This is a genomic window from Xanthomonas albilineans (assembly GCF_009931595.1).
Classification (GTDB): Bacteria; Pseudomonadota; Gammaproteobacteria; order Xanthomonadales; family Xanthomonadaceae; genus Xanthomonas_A; species Xanthomonas_A albilineans.
In genome coordinates this window covers 511,617-529,308 of the sequence record NZ_CP046570.1, presented here as the reverse complement: position 1 = coordinate 529,308, position 17,692 = coordinate 511,617, and the positions used below count along the sequence as shown (strand labels likewise).

At 61.2% G+C, this 17,692-nt stretch carries 29 protein-coding genes; all 29 read right to left on the bottom strand.

Annotated elements, in window-relative coordinates:
• Positions 1-13 precede the first annotated feature (13 nt).
• Entirely contained in the window at positions 14-643 is a 630-nt protein-coding gene (gene rpsD / locus XaFJ1_RS02365; RefSeq protein WP_012915077.1) for a 30S ribosomal protein S4, read from the bottom strand.
• 14 nt (positions 644-657) lie between these two features.
• On the bottom strand, positions 658-1,050 hold the full coding sequence (gene rpsK / locus XaFJ1_RS02360; RefSeq protein ID WP_003470632.1) for a 30S ribosomal protein S11: 393 nt from the start codon (positions 1,048-1,050) through the stop codon (positions 658-660).
• Positions 1,051-1,059: 9 nt separating this feature from the next.
• The gene (gene rpsM / locus XaFJ1_RS02355) at positions 1,060-1,416 is read right to left on the bottom strand and encodes a 30S ribosomal protein S13 (RefSeq protein WP_010340453.1); all 357 of its coding nucleotides are present in this window, start codon (positions 1,414-1,416) and stop codon (positions 1,060-1,062) included.
• Positions 1,417-1,755: 339 nt separating this feature from the next.
• Complete coding sequence (gene secY, locus XaFJ1_RS02350) at positions 1,756-3,126, bottom strand: preprotein translocase subunit SecY (protein WP_012915076.1); 1,371 nt, start codon at positions 3,124-3,126, stop codon at positions 1,756-1,758.
• A gap of 7 nt (positions 3,127-3,133) precedes the next feature.
• Positions 3,134-3,577: a 50S ribosomal protein L15 gene (gene rplO, locus XaFJ1_RS02345; protein ID WP_012915075.1), complete on the bottom strand. Its 444-nt coding sequence runs from the start codon at positions 3,575-3,577 to the stop codon at positions 3,134-3,136.
• Between the two features lie 6 nt (positions 3,578-3,583).
• Positions 3,584-3,775 (bottom strand): 50S ribosomal protein L30, encoded by a 192-nt coding sequence (rpmD, locus tag XaFJ1_RS02340; RefSeq protein ID WP_012915074.1) that lies wholly within the window; start codon positions 3,773-3,775, stop codon positions 3,584-3,586.
• Positions 3,768-4,313, bottom strand: coding sequence for a 30S ribosomal protein S5 (rpsE, locus tag XaFJ1_RS02335; RefSeq protein WP_012915073.1), 546 nt, complete (start codon positions 4,311-4,313; stop codon positions 3,768-3,770). Before rpsE ends, rpmD begins: the two co-directional genes overlap by 8 nt.
• Positions 4,314-4,467: 154 nt before the next feature.
• Positions 4,468-4,827, bottom strand: a complete 360-nt coding sequence (gene rplR / locus XaFJ1_RS02330; protein ID WP_012915072.1) for a 50S ribosomal protein L18 — start codon at positions 4,825-4,827, stop codon at positions 4,468-4,470.
• A 95-nt stretch (positions 4,828-4,922) separates the two neighbouring features.
• Positions 4,923-5,450 (bottom strand): 50S ribosomal protein L6, encoded by a 528-nt coding sequence (rplF, locus tag XaFJ1_RS02325; RefSeq protein ID WP_012915071.1) that lies wholly within the window; start codon positions 5,448-5,450, stop codon positions 4,923-4,925.
• A 16-nt stretch (positions 5,451-5,466) separates the two neighbouring features.
• Positions 5,467-5,865 (bottom strand): 30S ribosomal protein S8, encoded by a 399-nt coding sequence (gene rpsH / locus XaFJ1_RS02320; RefSeq protein ID WP_012915070.1) that lies wholly within the window; start codon positions 5,863-5,865, stop codon positions 5,467-5,469.
• Between the two features lie 267 nt (positions 5,866-6,132).
• Positions 6,133-6,438: a 30S ribosomal protein S14 gene (gene rpsN, locus XaFJ1_RS02315; RefSeq protein ID WP_012915069.1), complete on the bottom strand. Its 306-nt coding sequence runs from the start codon at positions 6,436-6,438 to the stop codon at positions 6,133-6,135.
• A 65-nt stretch (positions 6,439-6,503) separates the two neighbouring features.
• Positions 6,504-7,046, bottom strand: coding sequence for a 50S ribosomal protein L5 (rplE, locus tag XaFJ1_RS02310; RefSeq protein ID WP_012915068.1), 543 nt, complete (start codon positions 7,044-7,046; stop codon positions 6,504-6,506).
• An 11-nt stretch (positions 7,047-7,057) separates the two neighbouring features.
• The gene (gene rplX / locus XaFJ1_RS02305; RefSeq protein WP_012915067.1) at positions 7,058-7,375 is read right to left on the bottom strand and encodes a 50S ribosomal protein L24; all 318 of its coding nucleotides are present in this window, start codon (positions 7,373-7,375) and stop codon (positions 7,058-7,060) included.
• A 15-nt stretch (positions 7,376-7,390) separates the two neighbouring features.
• The gene (gene rplN, locus XaFJ1_RS02300; protein ID WP_012915066.1) at positions 7,391-7,759 is read right to left on the bottom strand and encodes a 50S ribosomal protein L14; all 369 of its coding nucleotides are present in this window, start codon (positions 7,757-7,759) and stop codon (positions 7,391-7,393) included.
• A gap of 14 nt (positions 7,760-7,773) precedes the next feature.
• Positions 7,774-8,043 carry a 30S ribosomal protein S17 gene (rpsQ, locus tag XaFJ1_RS02295; protein ID WP_012915065.1) on the bottom strand — a complete coding sequence of 90 codons (270 nt, stop codon included), beginning with the start codon at positions 8,041-8,043 and terminating at the stop codon, positions 7,774-7,776.
• A gap of 11 nt (positions 8,044-8,054) precedes the next feature.
• A complete protein-coding gene (rpmC, locus tag XaFJ1_RS02290; protein ID WP_012915064.1) occupies positions 8,055-8,240 on the bottom strand; it encodes a 50S ribosomal protein L29 in 186 nt (61 codons plus the stop codon).
• Entirely contained in the window at positions 8,240-8,653 is a 414-nt protein-coding gene (rplP, locus tag XaFJ1_RS02285; RefSeq protein WP_012915063.1) for a 50S ribosomal protein L16, read from the bottom strand. Before rplP ends, rpmC begins: the two co-directional genes overlap by 1 nt.
• A 5-nt stretch (positions 8,654-8,658) precedes the next feature.
• Positions 8,659-9,384 (bottom strand): 30S ribosomal protein S3, encoded by a 726-nt coding sequence (gene rpsC / locus XaFJ1_RS02280; RefSeq protein WP_012915062.1) that lies wholly within the window; start codon positions 9,382-9,384, stop codon positions 8,659-8,661.
• A gap of 17 nt (positions 9,385-9,401) precedes the next feature.
• Positions 9,402-9,737, bottom strand: coding sequence for a 50S ribosomal protein L22 (gene rplV, locus XaFJ1_RS02275; RefSeq protein ID WP_003486710.1), 336 nt, complete (start codon positions 9,735-9,737; stop codon positions 9,402-9,404).
• A gap of 12 nt (positions 9,738-9,749) precedes the next feature.
• Positions 9,750-10,019 carry a 30S ribosomal protein S19 gene (rpsS, locus tag XaFJ1_RS02270; protein ID WP_012915061.1) on the bottom strand — a complete coding sequence of 90 codons (270 nt, stop codon included), beginning with the start codon at positions 10,017-10,019 and terminating at the stop codon, positions 9,750-9,752.
• A gap of 6 nt (positions 10,020-10,025) precedes the next feature.
• Positions 10,026-10,853 (bottom strand): 50S ribosomal protein L2, encoded by an 828-nt coding sequence (rplB, locus tag XaFJ1_RS02265; RefSeq protein WP_012915060.1) that lies wholly within the window; start codon positions 10,851-10,853, stop codon positions 10,026-10,028.
• A gap of 10 nt (positions 10,854-10,863) precedes the next feature.
• The gene (gene rplW, locus XaFJ1_RS02260; protein ID WP_003470672.1) at positions 10,864-11,163 is read right to left on the bottom strand and encodes a 50S ribosomal protein L23; all 300 of its coding nucleotides are present in this window, start codon (positions 11,161-11,163) and stop codon (positions 10,864-10,866) included.
• Positions 11,160-11,765 (bottom strand): 50S ribosomal protein L4, encoded by a 606-nt coding sequence (gene rplD / locus XaFJ1_RS02255; protein WP_012915059.1) that lies wholly within the window; start codon positions 11,763-11,765, stop codon positions 11,160-11,162. The genes rplW and rplD overlap by 4 nt, the downstream gene beginning before the upstream one ends.
• Positions 11,766-11,777: 12 nt before the next feature.
• A complete protein-coding gene (gene rplC / locus XaFJ1_RS02250) occupies positions 11,778-12,428 on the bottom strand; it encodes a 50S ribosomal protein L3 (protein WP_012915058.1) in 651 nt (216 codons plus the stop codon).
• 11 nt (positions 12,429-12,439) lie between these two features.
• Positions 12,440-12,751: a 30S ribosomal protein S10 gene (rpsJ, locus tag XaFJ1_RS02245; RefSeq protein WP_010341589.1), complete on the bottom strand. Its 312-nt coding sequence runs from the start codon at positions 12,749-12,751 to the stop codon at positions 12,440-12,442.
• Positions 12,752-13,236: 485 nt separating this feature from the next.
• A complete protein-coding gene (gene tuf, locus XaFJ1_RS02240) occupies positions 13,237-14,427 on the bottom strand; it encodes an elongation factor Tu (RefSeq protein WP_012915046.1) in 1,191 nt (396 codons plus the stop codon).
• An 87-nt stretch (positions 14,428-14,514) separates the two neighbouring features.
• Positions 14,515-16,605: an elongation factor G gene (gene fusA / locus XaFJ1_RS02235; protein ID WP_012915057.1), complete on the bottom strand. Its 2,091-nt coding sequence runs from the start codon at positions 16,603-16,605 to the stop codon at positions 14,515-14,517.
• 139 nt (positions 16,606-16,744) lie between these two features.
• Positions 16,745-17,212 carry a 30S ribosomal protein S7 gene (gene rpsG, locus XaFJ1_RS02230; RefSeq protein ID WP_012915056.1) on the bottom strand — a complete coding sequence of 156 codons (468 nt, stop codon included), beginning with the start codon at positions 17,210-17,212 and terminating at the stop codon, positions 16,745-16,747.
• Positions 17,213-17,224: 12 nt separating this feature from the next.
• The gene (gene rpsL / locus XaFJ1_RS02225; protein WP_012915055.1) at positions 17,225-17,599 is read right to left on the bottom strand and encodes a 30S ribosomal protein S12; all 375 of its coding nucleotides are present in this window, start codon (positions 17,597-17,599) and stop codon (positions 17,225-17,227) included.
• Positions 17,600-17,692: the final 93 nt, after the last annotated feature.

Below are 17,692 nucleotides of genomic sequence, written 5' to 3'. Positions count from 1 at the left end.
CTCTCCAATGTGATTACTTCGAATACAACTCGACGATCAGCGCTTCGTTGATGTCGGCAGGCAAATCCGCACGATCCGGTACGGCCTTGAAGATGCCGCTGAACTTCTTCGAATCGACCTCGACCCAAGAAGGGGTCAGATCGTGCGTGTCGGCAACGCTCAGCGCTTCCTGTACACGCAGCTGCTTCTGTGCTTTTTCCGACAGCGCGATCGCGTCGCCGGCCTTGACCTGGTAAGACGCCAGATTCACCGACTTGCCGTTGACCAGCACCCCGCGGTGCGACACTAACTGACGCGCCGCAGGACGAGTGACAGCAAAACCCATGCGGTAGACAACGTTGTCCAGACGGGTTTCCAACAACTGCAGCAGGTTCTCGCCGGTGTTGCCCTTCTTGGTCGAGGCCTTCTTGTAGTAGTTGCGGAACTGACGCTCCAACAGACAATAGATACGCTTGACCTTCTGCTTTTCACGCAGCTGAGTGGCGTAGTCGGACAGCTTGCCCTTGCGCGCAGTCGCGCCGTGCTGGCCGGGCTTCTGCTCGAGCTTGCACTTGGAATCCAGCGCACGCGCCGGGCTCTTGAGGGAAAGATCGGCGCCTTCGCGGCGCGCGAGCTTACAGGTAGGACCGATATAACGAGCCATTTCTTATCGCTCCTTTAGACGCGACGTTTCTTCGGCGGACGGCACCCGTTATGCGGGATTGGCGTCACGTCGATGATGTTGGTGATCTTGTATCCGACGTTGTTCAACGAACGGACGGCGGACTCGCGACCCGGACCCGGGCCCTTGATGCGCACTTCCAGCGACTTCACGCCGTAGTCGAGCGCGGCACGCCCGGCCTTCTCGGCGGCCACCTGCGCCGCGAACGGCGTGGACTTGCGCGAACCGCGGAAACCGGCACCACCGGAGGTCGCCCAGGACAATGCATTGCCCTGCCGATCGGTGATGGTCACGATGGTGTTGTTGAACGAGGCGTGGACGTGGGCGACGCCATCGGTGACGACGCGCTTGATCTTCTTTTTGGTCTTTGCTGCTGCGGGCTTAGCCATGTCTGTCCCTTACTTCTTGATCGCCTTGCGCGGACCCTTGCGGGTGCGGGCGTTGGTCCGGGTGCGCTGACCGCGCAGGGGCAGGCCACGACGATGACGCAGGCCGCGGTAGCAGCCCAGGTCCATCAATCGTTTGATAGCGATGCCGATTTCACGACGCAGATCGCCCTCGACGATGTACTTGCCGACTTCGAGACGCAGGCGCTCGATTTCCGGCTCGGACAGATCGCGGATCTTGGTAGTCGAGGTCACGCCTGCGGCTTCGCAGACCTTCTTCGAACGGGTACGGCCGATGCCGTAGATGCTTTGCAACCCGACCCAGACGTGCTTCTGGGCTGGCAGGTTGACGCCTGCAATACGCGCCATGACGCGGTTCTCCAACTGAGTGATGGCCCGACAGTGCAGCATGGCACTACCCGGCAGGATGGATCAAAAAGTGAACTTGTAAGTCTAGCAAGGTCTCGGGTTACATGGAAGCCTGCGGAACGTTTTGGTTCCGCAAGCCCGGCATGGGGAGTGTGCCCATGCTCCGGCGCCGGACATCGTTGACGAGCGCGCAATTTGCGCCCCGCCGCCCGCGCGACTCCAGCGCAGGACAACGACATCTCACCCGCGCACGAGACCGCTGCACGGGCCGCCCTTCAAGTCGCAAGAGCGCTCCAAGAAATGGAGCGTCTTCGCGGAAGGATTCATACAGTATAACAATCACCCGCGGGCAAAACCGCCGCCGCGTGCGCCACCCTTTAAGTTGGCCTTCTTCAAAAGGCTTTCGTATTGGTGCGACATCAAGTGCGCCTGGATCTGCGCGATGAAGTCCATCACCACTACCACCGCAATCAGTAGCGAGGTGCCGCCGAAGTGGAAAGTGGTACCGAATTGGGCACGCATCACCTCAGGCAGCAGACACACGATCACCAAGTACAGCGAGCCGGCCGCAGTCAATCGAGTCAAAACGGAATCGACGTAGTCGGCGGTGGCCTTGCCCGGACGGATGCCCGGAATCAGCGCACCGGACTTCTTCAGGTTGTCCGCCGTTTCCTGCGAGTTGAACACCAGTGCCGTGTAAAAGAACGCAAAACCGATGATCAACGCAGCGAACACCATCATGTGTACCGGCTCGCCTGGGCCAAGCGCATTGGCGATACGCTGCAACATACTGCCGAAGGTGGTATTGGAGGCCGCCTGACCCGACCACATCGATAACGTCGCGGGGAAGGCAAGAATGCTGGAGGCGAAGATCGGCGGGATAACGCCGGCCATATTCAACTTGAGCGGCAGGAACGAAGTCTGGTTCATGTACGCATTGCGACCGCCTTGGCGCCGTGCGTAATTGACCGTGATCCGACGCTGCCCGCGCTCGACGAACACCACGAACAAGGTGAAAGCCAGAATAGTCAGCACGATCAGCAACAGCGAGATAAAGCTCATGTTGCCGTCGCGATAGGCTTCCAAGGTATGGATCGCCGCCGCCGGCAAGCCGGCGACGATGCCAGCGAAGATAACCAGCGACACGCCATTGCCGATGCCACGCTCGGTCACCTGTTCGCCAACCCACATCAGGAAAATGGTACCTGCGGTCAACGCGATCACGGCCGTGAGTACGAAGCCTATGCCGGGCGCGTAGACCACCGGCGCGCCACCTGGCGCCGTCTGATGTTGCAGCGCCAGGGCAATGCTGCCGCCCTGCACGACAGCCAGCAATACTGCACCGATGCGCGAATACTGGGTGATCTTGCGCCGCCCGGACTCACCTTCCTTCTGCATCGCCTTGAACGACGGGAAGATGTGCGTGGCCAGCTGGATCACGATCGATGCCGAGATGTACGGCATCACGTTCAACGCAAAGATACTGAAACGGTGCAAGGCGCCGCCCGAGAACATGTTGAACATGTCCACGATACCGCCGCCCTGCGCCTGCATCAGCGCCAGCATGGCTTCGGGATTGACCCCCGGCACCGGCACATAGCAACCGATGCGGTAGACGATCAATGCGCCGATGACGAACAACAGGCGCTGGCGAAGTTCAGTGAACTTGCCAAGCCCGCCGCCGAGTTGCCCCATGCCCGCTTGCGCCATTTGCGTGTTACTCCTGCACGCTGCCGCCGGCAGCTTCGATTGCCGCTTTGGCACCGGCAGTCGCCGCAACGCCCTTCAGTACGAACTTCTTGGTCAGCTCGCCCTTCAGCACCACCTTGGCCTTCTTCGCAGTGCTCGGAACCAGCTTGGCGGCGCGCAGCGCGGCGAAATCGATCTCGCCTTCCTGCAGGTTATCGAGCTGGTAGGACAGCACTTCGGCCGTGTCCTTGGCCAGCTTGGAGCGGAAGCCGATCTTCGGCAGACGGCGCTGCATGGGAGTCTGCCCGCCTTCGAAACCGGCCTTGATCTTGCCGCCACCCTTGCGCGCGAACGAGCCCTTATGGCCGCGACCGCAGGTCTTACCCAAGCCCGAACCAATGCCACGACCGACGCGGGTGCGCTCGGTCCGGGCGCCGTCGGCGGGCTTCAGATCATTCAGATGCAACGTCATGGTCGATTACTCCTCAACCTGAACGAGGTACTGAACCTTGTTGATCAGGCCGCGCACTTGCGGGCTGTCCTTCAGTTCACGCACATCGTTGAGTTTATTCAGGCCCAGCGCACGCACCGACAAACGGTGACGCGACTGAGTCCCACGCAGGCCGCGCACCAGGCGCACCTTCACTGTTTTGCTGGACGCATCAGCCATGGGTGAGATCCTCCACCTTCTTGCCGCGCTTGGCCGCGATACGGGCCGGCGACTGCATATCTTCCAGGCCGCGCAGCGTGGCGCGCACCAGGTTGATCGGGTTACGCGAACCGACCGCCTTGGCCAGCACGTTCTTCACACCAACCGCTTCGAGCACCGCGCGCATAGCACCGCCGGCGATCACGCCGGTACCTTCGGAGGCCGGCATCATGAACACGCGCGCCGCACCGTGGCCAGACTTCACCGTGTGCCACAGGGTACCATTGTTCAGATCGATGTTGAGCATCCCCTTCCGCGCATATTCCATCGACTTCTGGATCGCGACCGGCACTTCGCGCGCCTTGCCGTAACCGAACCCGATCTTGCCATTGCCATCGCCGACCACGGTCAGCGCGGTGAAGGTGAACTGACGACCGCCCTTGACCGTCTTACTGACGCGATTGACCGCGACCAGCTTCTCGATCATGCCATCGTCGACTTTTTCTTCGCGGTTGCGGTCGCGTTCACGACCCCGCGGTGCACGCTGTTCTTCAGCCATTGTGATGCCCTTGATGATGGAAAAATTGACGGCTCGCATGCCGCTTATCGTTGTGGTATGGAACGGAACGCCCCAGGTGCGTGCAGAAGACGCACCTGGATCCGATGCAACCCGCATCGGCAGGACGGGCGCGGCAACGCCGCACCCACAAGGATCAGAATTGCAGGCCGCCTTCGCGTGCCGCTTCAGCCAATGCCTTGATACGGCCGTGATAACGGTAGCCCGAGCGGTCGAAGGCGACCTTCTCGATGCCTGCGGCCTTGGCACGTTCGGCGATCAGCTTGCCGACCTTTGCTGCGGCGTCGCTATTCTTACCGTTCTTCAGGCCATCCTTGACGTCGGCCTGCAAGGTATTCGCCGCAGCGAGTACCTTCGCGCCATCGGCAGTAAAGACCTGCGCGTACAAATGTTGCCCAGTGCGCAGCACCGACAGGCGGGCAACGCCGAGATCGCGGATATGGGCGCGGGTCGACTTGGCACGACGCAGGCGGGCAATGTTCTTGTTGATGCTCATGGTTATGTGTCCTACGGAAGCGGATCGACATTGGGCGAGGCATCTGTCGGAACCCGGTCATGGCAGACCGCATTCCGAGCAGAAGAAAACCTGCCTTATGCCTTCTTGGCTTCCTTGCGAATGATGGCTTCACCGGCGTACTTCACACCTTTACCCTTGTAGGGCTCTGGCGGACGGAAACCGCGGATCTTGGCGGCGACTTCGCCAACAAGTTGCTTGTCGGCGCCTTGCACCAGAATTTCGGTCTGGGTCGGGGCCGCAAGGGTAATGCCTTCAGGTGCCTGGAACACAATCGGGTGCGAGAAACCGAGCGCCAGGCTCAGATCCTTGCCCTGCATCGTGGCACGGTAACCGACGCCCACCAGTTCGAGCTTGCGCTCGAAACCGGCGGAGACGCCGTGCACCATGTTCGCCAGGATGGCACGCACGGTACCGGTGATGGCAATGTGCGAGTCGGCATTCGCCGACAGGGTGGCGACACCGTTTTCCTGCTTGATTTCGACACCAGCCGGCTTCGGCAGCGACAAGGTCCCCTTCGGACCCTTGACACTCACCTGATCGGGCTGAACGGTCAGTTCGACGCCCTTCGGGAGGGAAATCGGCTTCTTGGCTACACGGGACATGTGAGTACTCCTTCCCTTAGGCCACGAAGCACAGGACTTCGCCACCGACGCCGGCCTGACGGGCCTGCGCATCGGTCATGATGCCCTTGGACGTGGAAATGATGGCAACACCCAGGCCACCGAGAACCTTCGGCAGCTCGGTCTTGCCGCGATATTGACGCAGACCCGAACGCGACACGCGCTTGAGCGTATCGATGACCGGACGGCCTTCGAAATACTTCAGCACGATTTCCAGCTCGGACTTATTGTTCTCGATTGCGTTGACCCGCAGATCACTGATGTAGCCTTCGGCCTTCAGCACTTGCGCGATCGCAACCTTGATCTTGGAGGACGGCATCTTTACCGTCGGCTTACCGACCGCGGCCGCATTCTTGATGCGGACCAGCAGGTCGGCGATGGGATCAGTCATGCTCATGGTATCTACCTTTGAGTGCACCGATATCCGCTTTCGCGAAAATCTTGTGTGGTGAAACGTGTGGAATGACGCACGGGAGGTAACCGCGCAAGGTCTTGGAGAAGATCATGTGCGTTTACCACAGCAGCCCCGCCCTTGCCGTGCTGCAAGGAGCGGGAGTATACGACAAAACGTCCGATTTGCATCGGACGTGTTGACCCAATCGCAGGCGAACGCCGAGGTTGCTGAACCCACTCCCCGAGCGGAAGTGGGGAGCCGACTGGCGTTTTACCAGCTGGCCTTGCGCAGGCCGGGCACGTCGCCGTTCATGGTCGCCTTGCGCAGCATGTTGCGACCCAAGCCGAACTTGCTATAGACGCCACGCGGACGACCGGACAGTACGCAGCGGTTGCGCTGGCGGCTCGGCGAAGAATCCCGCGGAAGTTTCTGCAGCTTGGTCACCGCTTCCGCCTTCTCGTCATAGGACGCAGTGCCGGAGGCGATGATCTTCTTCAGCGCTTCGCGCTTGTCGGCGAACTTCTTCGCCAGCTTTTTCCGCTTGATGTCGCGGTTGACCATGGAGGTCTTTGCCATATGTATGACCTTTTCGATTAGAAAGTCCGGCCATGGATGGCCGAACTCTTGATCACGGACGATCGTTAATTGCGGAACGGGAACTTGAACGCTTCGAGCAGCGCCTTGGCTTCGGCGTCGGTCTTAGCGGTGGTGGTGATGGCGATATCCATCCCGCGGATCGCGTCGACAGCGTCGAAATCGATTTCCGGGAAGATGATCTGTTCCTTCACGCCCATGTTGAAGTTGCCACGGCCATCGAACGAGCGGCCGGACACACCACGGAAGTCGCGCACGCGCGGCAGGGAGATGTGGATCAAGCGATCCAGGAACTCGTACATCTTGGCGCGACGCAGCGTGGTCTTGCAGCCGATCGGCCAGCCATCGCGGATCTTGAACGATGCCACCGAGATGCGGGACTTGGTCACGACCGGTTTCTGGCCGGAGACCTTGGCCATGTCGGCAACAGCGTTTTCCAGGATTTTCTTGTTCGTCGCCGCCTCGCCCACGCCCATGTTCAGCGTGATCTTGACCAGCTTCGGCACTTCCATCGGATTGGTGTAACCGAACTTCTTCATCAGAGCCGGTGCCACTTCGTCCTTGTAGATCTTTTCGAGACGGGAAGTCATTGTGTCATTCCTCAGGCGTCGAGCGCCTCACCGCTGGAGCGGAACACACGCAGTTTGCGTCCATCCTCCAGCACCTTGAAGCCAACGCGCTCGCCCTTGCCCGTCACCGGGTTGAGGATCGCCACGTTGGAGATATGGATCGACGCTTCGCGCTCGACCACGCCGCCGGCGACACCCGCCTGCGGGTTCGGCTTGGTATGGCGCTTGACGATGTTCGCGTTGGCGACGATCACGCGATCGCCATCGACGCGGACGATTTCGCCCTGCTTGCCCTTGTCCTTGCCGGTGGTGACGACGACCTGGTCGCCCTTCTTGATACGGTTAGCCATATGTATGTCCTCCGCTCACAGCACTTCGGGAGCGAGCGAGACGATCTTCATGAACTTCTCGGAACGCAGCTCGCGGGTCACAGGCCCGAAGATACGTGTACCGATCGGCTCCTGCTTGTTGTTGAGCAACACGGCGGCGTTGCCGTCGAAGCGGATCAACGAACCATCATGACGACGCACCCCCTTGCGGGTACGCACCACGACGGCATCGTAGACTTCGCCCTTCTTGACCTTGCCGCGCGGGATCGCGTCCTTGACGGTGACCTTGATGATGTCGCCAATGTGCGCATAACGGCGCTTGGAGCCGCCGAGCACCTTGATGCACATCACTTCCTTGGCACCTGAGTTGTCGGCGACGTCGAGGTAGCTCTGCATCTGGATCATGATTCAGATCTCCCTTATTCGACCGCGCGGGTGACGATTGCCACCACCCGCCAGTTCTTGGTCTTGGACAGCGGCGCAATCTCGGTCACGCGCACGACATCGCCTTCGTTGCAGGCGTTGTCGGCATCGTGGGCATGGAGCTTGGTCGAGCGCTTGATGTACTTGCCGTACAGCGCATGCTTGACCTGACGCTCCACCAGCACGGTGACGGTCTTGTCCATCTTATTGCTGACCACACGGCCTTCGACCGTGCGCAGTGTTTTGTTTTCGTTATTATCGCTCATCACGGCCATCCTTACTTCGTGCTGCCGAGCAGGTGCTTGACGCGAGCGATCTCGCGGCGCACCCGGCGGGTTTCGTGAGTCTTCGGCAGCTGCCCGGTGACCCGCTGCATGCGCAGAGCGAACTGCTCCTTGCGCAGATCGGTCAGATGGGCCTTCAGATCGTCGGCCGACTTCTCGCGGAGTTGTTTGATGTCCATCAGCGTACCGTCCGGGTCACGAAGGTGGTGGTCACCGAAAGCTTGGCAGCGGCCAGACGGAACGCCTCGCGCGCGATATCTTCGCCAACACCTTCGATTTCATAGATCATGCGACCGGGCTGGATCTGCGCGACCCAGTACTCGACGTTACCCTTGCCGGAGCCCATTCGCACTTCGATCGGCTTCTTGGTGATCGGCTTGTCCGGGAACACGCGGATCCACATCTTGCCGCCGCGCTTGACGTAGCGGCTGATCGAGCGGCGCGCCGCTTCGATCTGGCGCGCGGTCAGCTGACCGTGCGCGGTGGCTTTCAAGCCGTACTCGCCGAAGCTGACGGCGTTGCCGCTCCACGCCAGGCCATCGTTACGGCCCTTGTGCATCTTGCGGTATTTGGTTCGCTTAGGTTGCAACATTGCCGTTACCTCGCTTCACGGGCCGGACGCGACGGACGGTCGCCACGATCATTACGATCGTTGCGCGGGGAGTCGTCCTGCTTTTCCTGGCCAACCTGGGAGAAATCGAAGATCTCGCCATTGTTTATCGTCACCTGGACGCCAATGGTGCCGTAGGTCGTATTGGCTTCGGCGAAGCCATAGCCGATGTCGGCACGGAGCGTATGCAACGGCACACGGCCCTCGCGGTACCATTCGGAACGGGCGATTTCCGCACCGTTCAAGCGACCGGAAACGCTGACCTTAATCCCCAGGGCGCCCAGGCGCATCGCGTTACCGACCGAGCGCTTCATCGCGCGGCGGAACATGATGCGGCGCTCCAGCTGCTGCGCGATCGACTCGGCGACCAACTGCGCATCCAGCTCCGGCTTGCGCACTTCGGTCACGTTGATGTGGGCGGGAACGCCCATCATCTCGCTCACTTCCTTGCGTAACTTCTCGATGTCCTCGCCACGCTTGCCGATCACCACGCCCGGACGGGCGGTGTAGATCGTCACGCGCGCGGTCTTGGCCGGACGCTCGATCAAGATCTTGCTGATGCCAGCCTGCGCCAACTTCTTGCGCAGCATTTCACGCACCTTGAGGTCGGCTGCCAGGTACCCGGCAAACTCGCCTTTGTTGGCGTACCACTTAGAATTCCAGTCCTTGGAGATACCGAGGCGGATTCCGACCGGATTAACTTTATGACCCATCGTCTTTTCCTTTCCGCTTACTTGGCAGCGCCCACAACCACAGTGATGTGGCTGGTGCGTTTGAGGATGCGGGTACCGCGGCCTTTCGCCCGCGCCATGAAACGCTTCAGGCTCGGACCTTCATCAACCATGATGGTCTTGACCTTCAACTCGTCGACATCCGCGCCTTGATTATTCTCGGCATTGGCAATCGCCGACTCCACGACCTTCTTAATCAGGTGCGCGGCTTTTTTGTCCGAGAACTTCAGCAGGTTGACTGCCCGCTCGGCGGAAAGACCACGCACCTGGTCAGCGACCAGTCGGGCTTTCTGCGGGGAGATGCGCGCGGTGCGCAGGATTGCTTTCGCTTCCATCGTCATCTCTCCTTAGCGGCTCGACTTCTTGTCGCCACCGTGACCCTTGAAGGTCCGGGTGACGGCAAATTCGCCGAGTTTGTGGCCGACCATGTTCTCGTTGACCAGCACCGGAACGTGGTTCTTGCCGTTATGCACGGCGATGGTGAAACCCACCATTTCCGGCAGGATCATGGAACGCCGCGACCAAGTCTTGATCGGACGCTTGCTGCCGGCCGCGGCCTCCACCTTCTTGATGAGGTGGTGATCGACGAACGGGCCCTTCTTGAGTGAACGTGCCATGGTCGATTAGCCCCTACGATCGCGGACGATGAATTGTTCGGTGCGCTTGTTATGGCGCGTCTTGTAACCCTTGGTCGGCACACCCCACGGGGTGACCGGATGCGGATTACCCTGACCGGCTTTCGCTTCGCCACCACCGTGCGGGTGATCGACCGGGTTCATGGCCGCACCGCGCACGGTCGGGCACACGCCGCGCCAACGCTTGGCGCCAGCCTTGCCCAGCTTCTCGAGATTGTGCTCGTCGTTGCCGACTTCGCCGATGGTCGCACGGCACTCGGACGGCACCTTGCGCATTTCGCCGGAACGCAGGCGCAGGGTGGCATAGATGCCTTCGCGCGCGACCAACTGCACCGCCGCACCGGCGGCACGTGCAATCTGCGCGCCCTTGCCTGGCTTCAACTCGATGCCATGCACCGTCGTACCGACCGGAATATTGCGCAATGGCAGGGTGTTGCCGGTCTTGATCGGCGCATCGGAACCGGCGATCACCTGATCGCCAGCCTTCAAGCCCTTCGGGGCGATGATGTAGCGACGCTCGCCATCGGCATAGCACAGCAGGGCGATATGGGCGGTGCGGTTGGGATCGTATTCGATCCGCTCCACACGCGCCGGGATACCTTCCTTGTTGCGCTTGAAGTCGATGATGCGGTAGTGCTGCTTGTGACCACCACCGACGTGACGGGTAGTGATGCGGCCGTGGTGGTTACGACCACCGGACTTGCTCTGCTTTTCCACCAGTGCAGCGTGCGGGGCGCCTTTGTGCAGATCGGGCGTGACCACACGCACGGCCGAACGACGGCCTGCGGAGGTGGGTTTGAATTTCATCAATGGCATGGGATGTACCTCAGGCCTTGGCCGTTACGTCGATGGACTGGCCTTCGGCCAGACGCACGTACGCCTTGCGCCAATCGCCGCGGCGACCGCTGCGCGAACGGAAGGACTTATTCTTGCCCTTGACGTTCAACACGTTGACCGACTCGACCTTGACGTCGAACAGCTGCTCGACCGCAGCCTTGACATCGGCCTTGGTGGCTTCGCTCGAGATCTCGAAGACGTATTGATTGGAGAGTTCCTGCAGGCGCGCGGTCTTTTCCGAGACACGCGGGGCACGCAGCACGCTGAAGATTTTTTCGTTGCTGCTCATGCCAGCCACTCCTCGACCTTCTTGACCGCATCGGCGGTGATCACGACCGTATCGGCCCCGACCAGCGACACCGGATCCAGGCCCTGCACGTCGCGCACTTCCACATAAGGGATGTTGCGAGCGGACAGGTACAGATGCTCGGACGCCTCTTCGGTCACGATCAGTGGGCGCTTGCCCACGTCCAGACCCTTCAGCTTCTCGATCAGACCCTTGGTCTTGCTGGCTTCGAGATCGAACGCGTCGACAACCTTGAGACGGCCCTGACGATTGAGTTCCGAGAAGATCGCGCAGATCGCCGCACGGTACATTTTGCGGTTCACTTTCTGCTCGAAGCTGCGCGGCTTGGCCGCAAAGGTCACGCCGCCACCGACGAAGATCGGAGCGGTCAGCGCGCCGTGGCGAGCGCCACCGCCCTTCTGCTTCTTCGACTTCTTGGTGGTGCCGTTAACTTCCGAACGTGTCTTCTGCGCCTTGGTGCCGGCGCGACCGGCGTTGCGATAAGCAACGACGACCTGGTGCACCAGATCCTCGCTGAAATCGCGACCGAACACGGCGTCGGAAACCGAGACCTTGTTATTGCTACCCGTGATAACGAGTTCCATCGTCATCTCTCCTTATGCCTTGCTAGCCGGACGCACGATCACGTCGCCACCGGCAGCGCCAGGCACCGCGCCGCGAATGGCGATCAGGCCACGCTCGACGTCGACCTTGACCACTTCCAGATTCTGCGTGCTCTGCTGCACCGCGCCCATGTGCCCGGACATCTTCTTGCCCAGGAAAACGCGACCTGGGGTCTGGCGCTGACCCAGCGACCCGCCCACGCGATGCGACAGCGAGTTACCGTGGGTGGCATCGCCCATGCGGAAGTTATGCCGCTTGATGGTGCCCTGGAAGCCCTTACCCTTGGTAACACCCTGGACGTCGACCTTCTGGCCGACCGCGAAGATGTCCACCTTGATCTCGCCACCGATGGCGAAGTCGCCCAGCTGCGCGTCTTCGACGCGGAATTCCCACAGGCCGCGACCCGCTTCCACCTTCGCCTTGGCAAAGTGGCCAGCCGCCGGCTTGTTGACCAGCGCGACACGACGGGTGCCCACAGTGATCTGCACAGCGCTGTAGCCGTCGTTCTCGACCGTCTTGAGCTGGGTGATACGGTTCGGGGTCGCTTCGATCAGGGTCACCGGAATGGAGCGGCCATCTTCGGTGAAGACGCGGCTCATGCCGGCCTTGCGGCCCACGAAGCCCAACGAATATTTCTTCGTCATGGTCGCAGTCCTCAGGTCAACTTGATCTGGACATCGACGCCAGCCGCGAGTTCGAGCTTCATCAGCGCGTCCACGGTCTTGTCGTTGGGGTCGACGATGTCGAGCACGCGCTTGTGCGTGCGGGTCTCGTACTGGTCGCGCGCGTCTTTATCGACGTGCGGAGAAACGAGGATGGTGTAGCGTTCGATCTTGGTCGGCAACGGGATCGGGCCACGCACTTGCGCGCCGGTCCGCTTGGCCGTCTCAACGATCTCGCTGGCCGAACGGTCGATCAAACGATGATCGAACGCCTTCAACCGAATCCGGATCTTTTGGTCCGCCATGACGGTGGTTCCTTCGTTAAAAGAGCGACGGGCAAGGCCTCTGGGATACCTGCCCCGGTGATGTCCTGATGTCGTATGCGTCAAGTCTTCCGACTCGGCGAGGGCACTCCTGCACCCCAAAAACTGAGGCAGACCAGTCGACCCGGCCTGCCTAGAACGGAAAAGTATAATGCGATGCTAGAGCAACGTCAACAACCTAAGGTTGTGCGCTCTCAATGCAACGCGACCTTCCCGGTCTTGCGAACACGAGCGACTTCCTGCCCCTCTTTTCGCTGTCTTGTCAGCGCCCTACCCAGGAACGCCGAGCCGCGCATTATAGGGGGGGTTTGACCTGATCGCAACACTTCTGTGGTGAGAAATTTAGACCGGTGCATGGCGTGACCACGAACGACAAAGGGCCGATTTGCGCCGGCCCTTTGCTTTCGCGGCGACATCTGTCGCCGGCTATCTCTACCGCATCCCGCAGCCCAGGCTGCCGGAGGGCATTACTTGATGATCTTGGCCACCACGCCGGCGCCGACCGTCCGGCCGCCTTCGCGGATCGCGAAACGCAGGCCTTCGTCCATCGCCACCGGATTGATCAGCGTCACCGTCATCTTGACGTTGTCGCCCGGCATCACCATCTCCACCCCTTCCGGCAACTGCACCTCGCCAGTGATGTCGGTGGTGCGGAAGTATAACTGCGGACGATAGCCCGGGAAGAACGGCGTGTGACGACCACCCTCGTCCTTCGACAACACGTACACCTCAGCCTCGAACTGGGTGTGCGGCTTGATCGTACCCGGCTTGCACAGCACCTGGCCGCGCTCCACGTCGTCACGCTTGGTGCCGCGCAGCAACAGACCCGCGTTGTCGCCCGCCTGACCCTGGTCCAGCAGCTTGCGGAACATTTCCACGCCCGTCACCGTGGTCTTCTGCGTCGCACGGATACCCACGATCTCGATTTCGTCGCCCACCTTGATCACGCCGCGCTCGATACGACCGGTCACCACCGTGCCGCGACCGGAGATCGAGAACACGTCTTCCACCGGCATCAGGAACGGCTTGTCCACGTCGCGCTGCGGCTCCGGGATGAACGTATCCAGCGCTTCCACCAGCTTCAGAATCGCCGGCACGCCGATCTCGCTCTGGTCGCCTTCCAGCGCCAGACGCGCCGAACCGTGGATGATCGGCGTGTCGTCGCCCGGAAAGTCGTACTTGCTCAGCAGCTCGCGCACTTCCATCTCGACCAGTTCGAGCAACTCGGCGTCGTCGACCATGTCGGCCTTGTTCAAGAACACCACGATGTGCGGCACACCGACCTGACGCGACAGCAGGATGTGTTCGCGCGTCTGCGGCATCGGGCCGTCGGCAGCCGAACACACCAGGATCGCGCCGTCCATCTGCGCCGCACCGGTAATCATGTTCTTCACGTAGTCCGCGTGCCCCGGGCAATCCACGTGCGCGTAGTGGCGCGTCGGGGATTCGTATTCCACGTGAGCGGTCGAGATCGTGATACCGCGCGCTTTCTCTTCCGGCGCCGCGTCGATCGCGTCGTAGGCTTTGAATTCGCCGCCGAAGCGCTCCGCGCCGACCTTCGTCAGTGCTGCCGTCAGCGTGGTCTTGCCGTGGTCGACGTGACCGATGGTGCCGACATTGACGTGCGGCTTGGTGCGCTCGAACTTACCCTTGGCCATGGTGTTTTACCTTTGTTTCGTATTGGGGGACAAGGAAGCGGGATGCGGGCGGGACTGTGTCCGCGCACCGCACCCGTCCCGCTATTCTCAATTCTTCTTGATGACAGAATCGGCGATGTTGGCCGGTGCTTCGGCGTAGTGGTCGAACTCCATCGAGAACGTGGCGCGACCCTGCGACATCGAGCGCAGCGTGGTGGCATAACCGAACATTTCGCCCAGCGGCACCATCGCGTTGATCACCTTGCCGGACGGACTATCGTCCTGGCCTTGCAGAATGCCGCGACGACGACTGACGTCGCCCATCACGTCGCCTAGGTAGTCTTCCGGGGTGACGATCTCGACTTTCATGATCGGCTCAAGCAGCACCGGATTGGCCTTGTTGAAGCCTTCCTTGAAGCCCATCGAGCCGGCGATCTTGAACGCCATTTCCGAGGAGTCGACGTCATGGTAGGAACCGTCGATCAGACGGACCTTGACGTCCACGATCGGATAGCCGGCCATCACGCCATTGGCCACCGCTTCCTGGATGCCCTTGTCCACCGCCGGGATGTATTCCTTCGGCACCACACCGCCGACGATCGCGTTCTCAAAGGTGTAACCCTTGCCGCGTTCCTGCGGTTCGATCTCGAGCACGACGTGGCCGTATTGACCCTTACCACCGGACTGGCGCACGAACTTGCCTTCCTGCTTGACCGCCTTGCGGATGGTCTCGCGGTACGCCACCTGCGGCTTGCCGACGTTGGCCTCCACGTTGAACTCGCGCTTCATGCGGTCGACGATGATTTCCAGGTGCAACTCGCCCATGCCACGGATGATGGTCTGCCCGGACTCTTCGTCGGTGTTGACGCGGAACGAGGGATCTTCCTGTGCCAGACGGCTCAGCGCGATGCCCATTTTTTCCTGGTCGGACTTGGTCTTCGGCTCGACCGCCATCGAGATCACCGGCTCCGGGAACACCATGCGTTCCAAGGTGATGATGTCGCTCTGCGCGCACAGCGTGTCGCCGGTGGTGACGTCCTTCAAGCCAACCGCCGCCGCGATGTCGCCCGCGCGCACTTCCTTGATTTCTTCGCGGTTGTTGGAGTGCATCTGCAGGATGCGACCCACCCGCTCCTTCTTCGACTTGACCGGGTTGTACACTTGGTCGCCGGAGTTGAGCGTGCCGGAATAGACACGGAAGAACGTCAGCGAGCCGACGAACGGATCGGTCATGATTTTGAACGCCAACGCCGAGAACGGCGCGCTGTCGGTGGCCGCGCGACTGTCTTCCTTTTCGTCCTCGTCGATGCCCTTGACCGGCGGACGATCGCTGGGCGACGGCAGCAGCTGGATGACGCCATCGAGCATCGCCTGCACACCCTTGTTCTTGAACGCGGTACCGCAGTACACCGGCACCACTTCCACTTTCAGGGTACGCTCGCGCAGACCGCCAAGGATCTCAGCCTCGGACAGGTCACCTTCGTTGAGGTACTTGTCCATCAGGTCTTCGTTGGCTTCGGCTGCGGCTTCGACCATGAACGCGCGCGCCTCGGTGGCCTTGTCGACCAGATGGGCCGGGATGTCGCGGTACTCGAACACGGTGCCCTGCGAGGCGGTATCCCAGTGGATCGCCTTCATCTTGACCAGATCGACCACGCCCTCGAAGCCGTCTTCGGCGCCGATCGGCACTTGCATCGGCACCGGATACGCACCCAGGCGCGCCTTCAACTGCTCGACCACCTTGTCGAAGTTGGCGCCGGTGCGGTCCATCTTGTTGACGAACGCAAGACGCGGCACGGCGTACTTATTGGCCTGGCGCCACACGGTCTCGGACTGCGGCTGGACACCGCCGACCGCGCACAACACGAACACCGCGCCGTCGAGCACGCGCAGCGAGCGCTCCACTTCGATGGTGAAGTCGACGTGCCCGGGGGTATCGATGATGTTGAACCGGTGCTGCGGCATGGATTTGTCCATGCCGGTCCAGAACGCAGTGGTGGCCGCGGAGGTGATCGTGATGCCACGCTCCTGCTCCTGCTCCATCCAGTCCATCGTCGCGGCACCGTCATGCACCTCGCCAATCTTGTGACTGACGCCGGTGTAGAACAGGATACGTTCGGACGTAGTGGTCTTGCCGGCATCGATGTGGGCCATGATGCCGAAATTGCGGTAACGCTCGATGGGAGTGGTACGGGCCACAGGGAGCCTCTCAAATTTCCTGGATTTCGGATGGCCGAACGCCGCCTTACGGCGGCTTTCGGATTTGTGCCGCGCGCAACGGCGCGACTAAGCGGCACTCAGATGGTGCCGACGGACCCCGTTGCCGAGGTCCGGAAGATCACCAGCGGTAGTGCGCGAACGCCTTGTTCGCTTCCGCCATGCGGTGGGTTTCTTCGCGCTTCTTGATGGCACCACCACGGTTTTCCGAGGCATCCAACAGCTCGGCCGCGAGCTTGCGCGGCATCGAGTTCTCGCCGCGCTTACGCGCCGAGTCGATCAGCCAGCGCATCGCCAGCGCCATGCGACGGGAGGAACGCACCTCGACCGGCACCTGATAGGTGGCACCACCAACGCGACGCGACTTGACTTCGACCGCCGGAGCGACGTTGTCCAGCGCCTTCTGCACCAGTTCGATGGCGTTGGGATTCTTCTCGCCGATGACGTCCATCGCACCGTAGACGATCTTTTCGGCAACCGACTTCTTGCCGCTCAGCATCACCATGTTGATGAAGCGTGCAATGGTTTCGCTGCCGTGCTTGGGATCCGGCAGAACAGTGCGCTGCGGCGTATTACCTTTACGAGACATATGAACTTTTCCTTAGCTCTTCGGGCGCTTGGCGCCGTACTTGGAACGACCCTGACGACGCTTGGCGACGCCGGCAGCATCGAGCGAACCGCGCACGGTGTGGTAGCGCACACCCGGCAGATCCGGGACGCGACCGCCACGGATCAGGACCACGGAGTGTTCCTGCAAGTTGTGGCCTTCGCCACCGATGTAGCTAATGACCTCTTCCTGGTTGGTCAGGCGCACCTTGGCGACCTTGCGCAACGCAGAATTCGGCTTCTTCGGAGTAGTGGTGTACACGCGGGTGCAGACGCCACGGCGCTGCGGGCACTTATCCAGCGCCGGAGAGGAACTCTTGTAGGTGGTCGCCTGCCGCGGCTTGCGGACCAGCTGATTGATCGTCGCCATCAGTAGATTCTTCTGATTGAGGCCATCGGGCCTGGATGCGTGAAAACGAAGGCAGGCCGAAGGACGGCCTGCCGAGACAGGAAAGTATAGCGG

What these genes read in the sequence shown, in the direction of transcription:
- rpsD (WP_012915077.1), bottom strand. Translation starts at nt 643, where the DNA reads ATGGCTCGTTATATCGGTCCTACCTGTAAGCTCGCGCGCCGCGAAGGC.
- rpsK (WP_003470632.1), bottom strand. Translation starts at nt 1,050, where the DNA reads ATGGCTAAGCCCGCAGCAGCAAAGACCAAAAAGAAGATCAAGCGCGTC.
- rpsM (WP_010340453.1), bottom strand. Translation starts at nt 1,416, where the DNA reads ATGGCGCGTATTGCAGGCGTCAACCTGCCAGCCCAGAAGCACGTCTGG.
- secY (WP_012915076.1), bottom strand. Translation starts at nt 3,126, where the DNA reads ATGGCGCAAGCGGGCATGGGGCAACTCGGCGGCGGGCTTGGCAAGTTC.
- rplO (WP_012915075.1), bottom strand. Translation starts at nt 3,577, where the DNA reads ATGACGTTGCATCTGAATGATCTGAAGCCCGCCGACGGCGCCCGGACC.
- rpmD (WP_012915074.1), bottom strand. Translation starts at nt 3,775, where the DNA reads ATGGCTGATGCGTCCAGCAAAACAGTGAAGGTGCGCCTGGTGCGCGGC.
- rpsE (WP_012915073.1), bottom strand. Translation starts at nt 4,313, where the DNA reads ATGGCTGAAGAACAGCGTGCACCGCGGGGTCGTGAACGCGACCGCAAC.
- rplR (WP_012915072.1), bottom strand. Translation starts at nt 4,827, where the DNA reads ATGAGCATCAACAAGAACATTGCCCGCCTGCGTCGTGCCAAGTCGACC.
- rplF (WP_012915071.1), bottom strand. Translation starts at nt 5,450, where the DNA reads ATGTCCCGTGTAGCCAAGAAGCCGATTTCCCTCCCGAAGGGCGTCGAA.
- rpsH (WP_012915070.1), bottom strand. Translation starts at nt 5,865, where the DNA reads ATGAGCATGACTGATCCCATCGCCGACCTGCTGGTCCGCATCAAGAAT.
- rpsN (WP_012915069.1), bottom strand. Translation starts at nt 6,438, where the DNA reads ATGGCAAAGACCTCCATGGTCAACCGCGACATCAAGCGGAAAAAGCTG.
- rplE (WP_012915068.1), bottom strand. Translation starts at nt 7,046, where the DNA reads ATGACTTCCCGTCTCGAAAAGATCTACAAGGACGAAGTGGCACCGGCT.
- rplX (WP_012915067.1), bottom strand. Translation starts at nt 7,375, where the DNA reads ATGGCTAACCGTATCAAGAAGGGCGACCAGGTCGTCGTCACCACCGGC.
- rplN (WP_012915066.1), bottom strand. Translation starts at nt 7,759, where the DNA reads ATGATCCAGATGCAGAGCTACCTCGACGTCGCCGACAACTCAGGTGCC.
- rpsQ (WP_012915065.1), bottom strand. Translation starts at nt 8,043, where the DNA reads ATGAGCGATAATAACGAAAACAAAACACTGCGCACGGTCGAAGGCCGT.
- rpmC (WP_012915064.1), bottom strand. Translation starts at nt 8,240, where the DNA reads ATGGACATCAAACAACTCCGCGAGAAGTCGGCCGACGATCTGAAGGCC.
- rplP (WP_012915063.1), bottom strand. Translation starts at nt 8,653, where the DNA reads ATGTTGCAACCTAAGCGAACCAAATACCGCAAGATGCACAAGGGCCGT.
- rpsC (WP_012915062.1), bottom strand. Translation starts at nt 9,384, where the DNA reads ATGGGTCATAAAGTTAATCCGGTCGGAATCCGCCTCGGTATCTCCAAG.
- rplV (WP_003486710.1), bottom strand. Translation starts at nt 9,737, where the DNA reads ATGGAAGCGAAAGCAATCCTGCGCACCGCGCGCATCTCCCCGCAGAAA.
- rpsS (WP_012915061.1), bottom strand. Translation starts at nt 10,019, where the DNA reads ATGGCACGTTCACTCAAGAAGGGCCCGTTCGTCGATCACCACCTCATC.
- rplB (WP_012915060.1), bottom strand. Translation starts at nt 10,853, where the DNA reads ATGCCATTGATGAAATTCAAACCCACCTCCGCAGGCCGTCGTTCGGCC.
- rplW (WP_003470672.1), bottom strand. Translation starts at nt 11,163, where the DNA reads ATGAGCAGCAACGAAAAAATCTTCAGCGTGCTGCGTGCCCCGCGTGTC.
- rplD (WP_012915059.1), bottom strand. Translation starts at nt 11,765, where the DNA reads ATGGAACTCGTTATCACGGGTAGCAATAACAAGGTCTCGGTTTCCGAC.
- rplC (WP_012915058.1), bottom strand. Translation starts at nt 12,428, where the DNA reads ATGACGAAGAAATATTCGTTGGGCTTCGTGGGCCGCAAGGCCGGCATG.
- rpsJ (WP_010341589.1), bottom strand. Translation starts at nt 12,751, where the DNA reads ATGGCGGACCAAAAGATCCGGATTCGGTTGAAGGCGTTCGATCATCGT.
- tuf (WP_012915046.1), bottom strand. Translation starts at nt 14,427, where the DNA reads ATGGCCAAGGGTAAGTTCGAGCGCACCAAGCCGCACGTCAATGTCGGC.
- rpsG (WP_012915056.1), bottom strand. Translation starts at nt 17,212, where the DNA reads ATGTCTCGTAAAGGTAATACGCCGCAGCGCACTGTTCTGCCGGATCCC.
- rpsL (WP_012915055.1), bottom strand. Translation starts at nt 17,599, where the DNA reads ATGGCGACGATCAATCAGCTGGTCCGCAAGCCGCGGCAGGCGACCACC.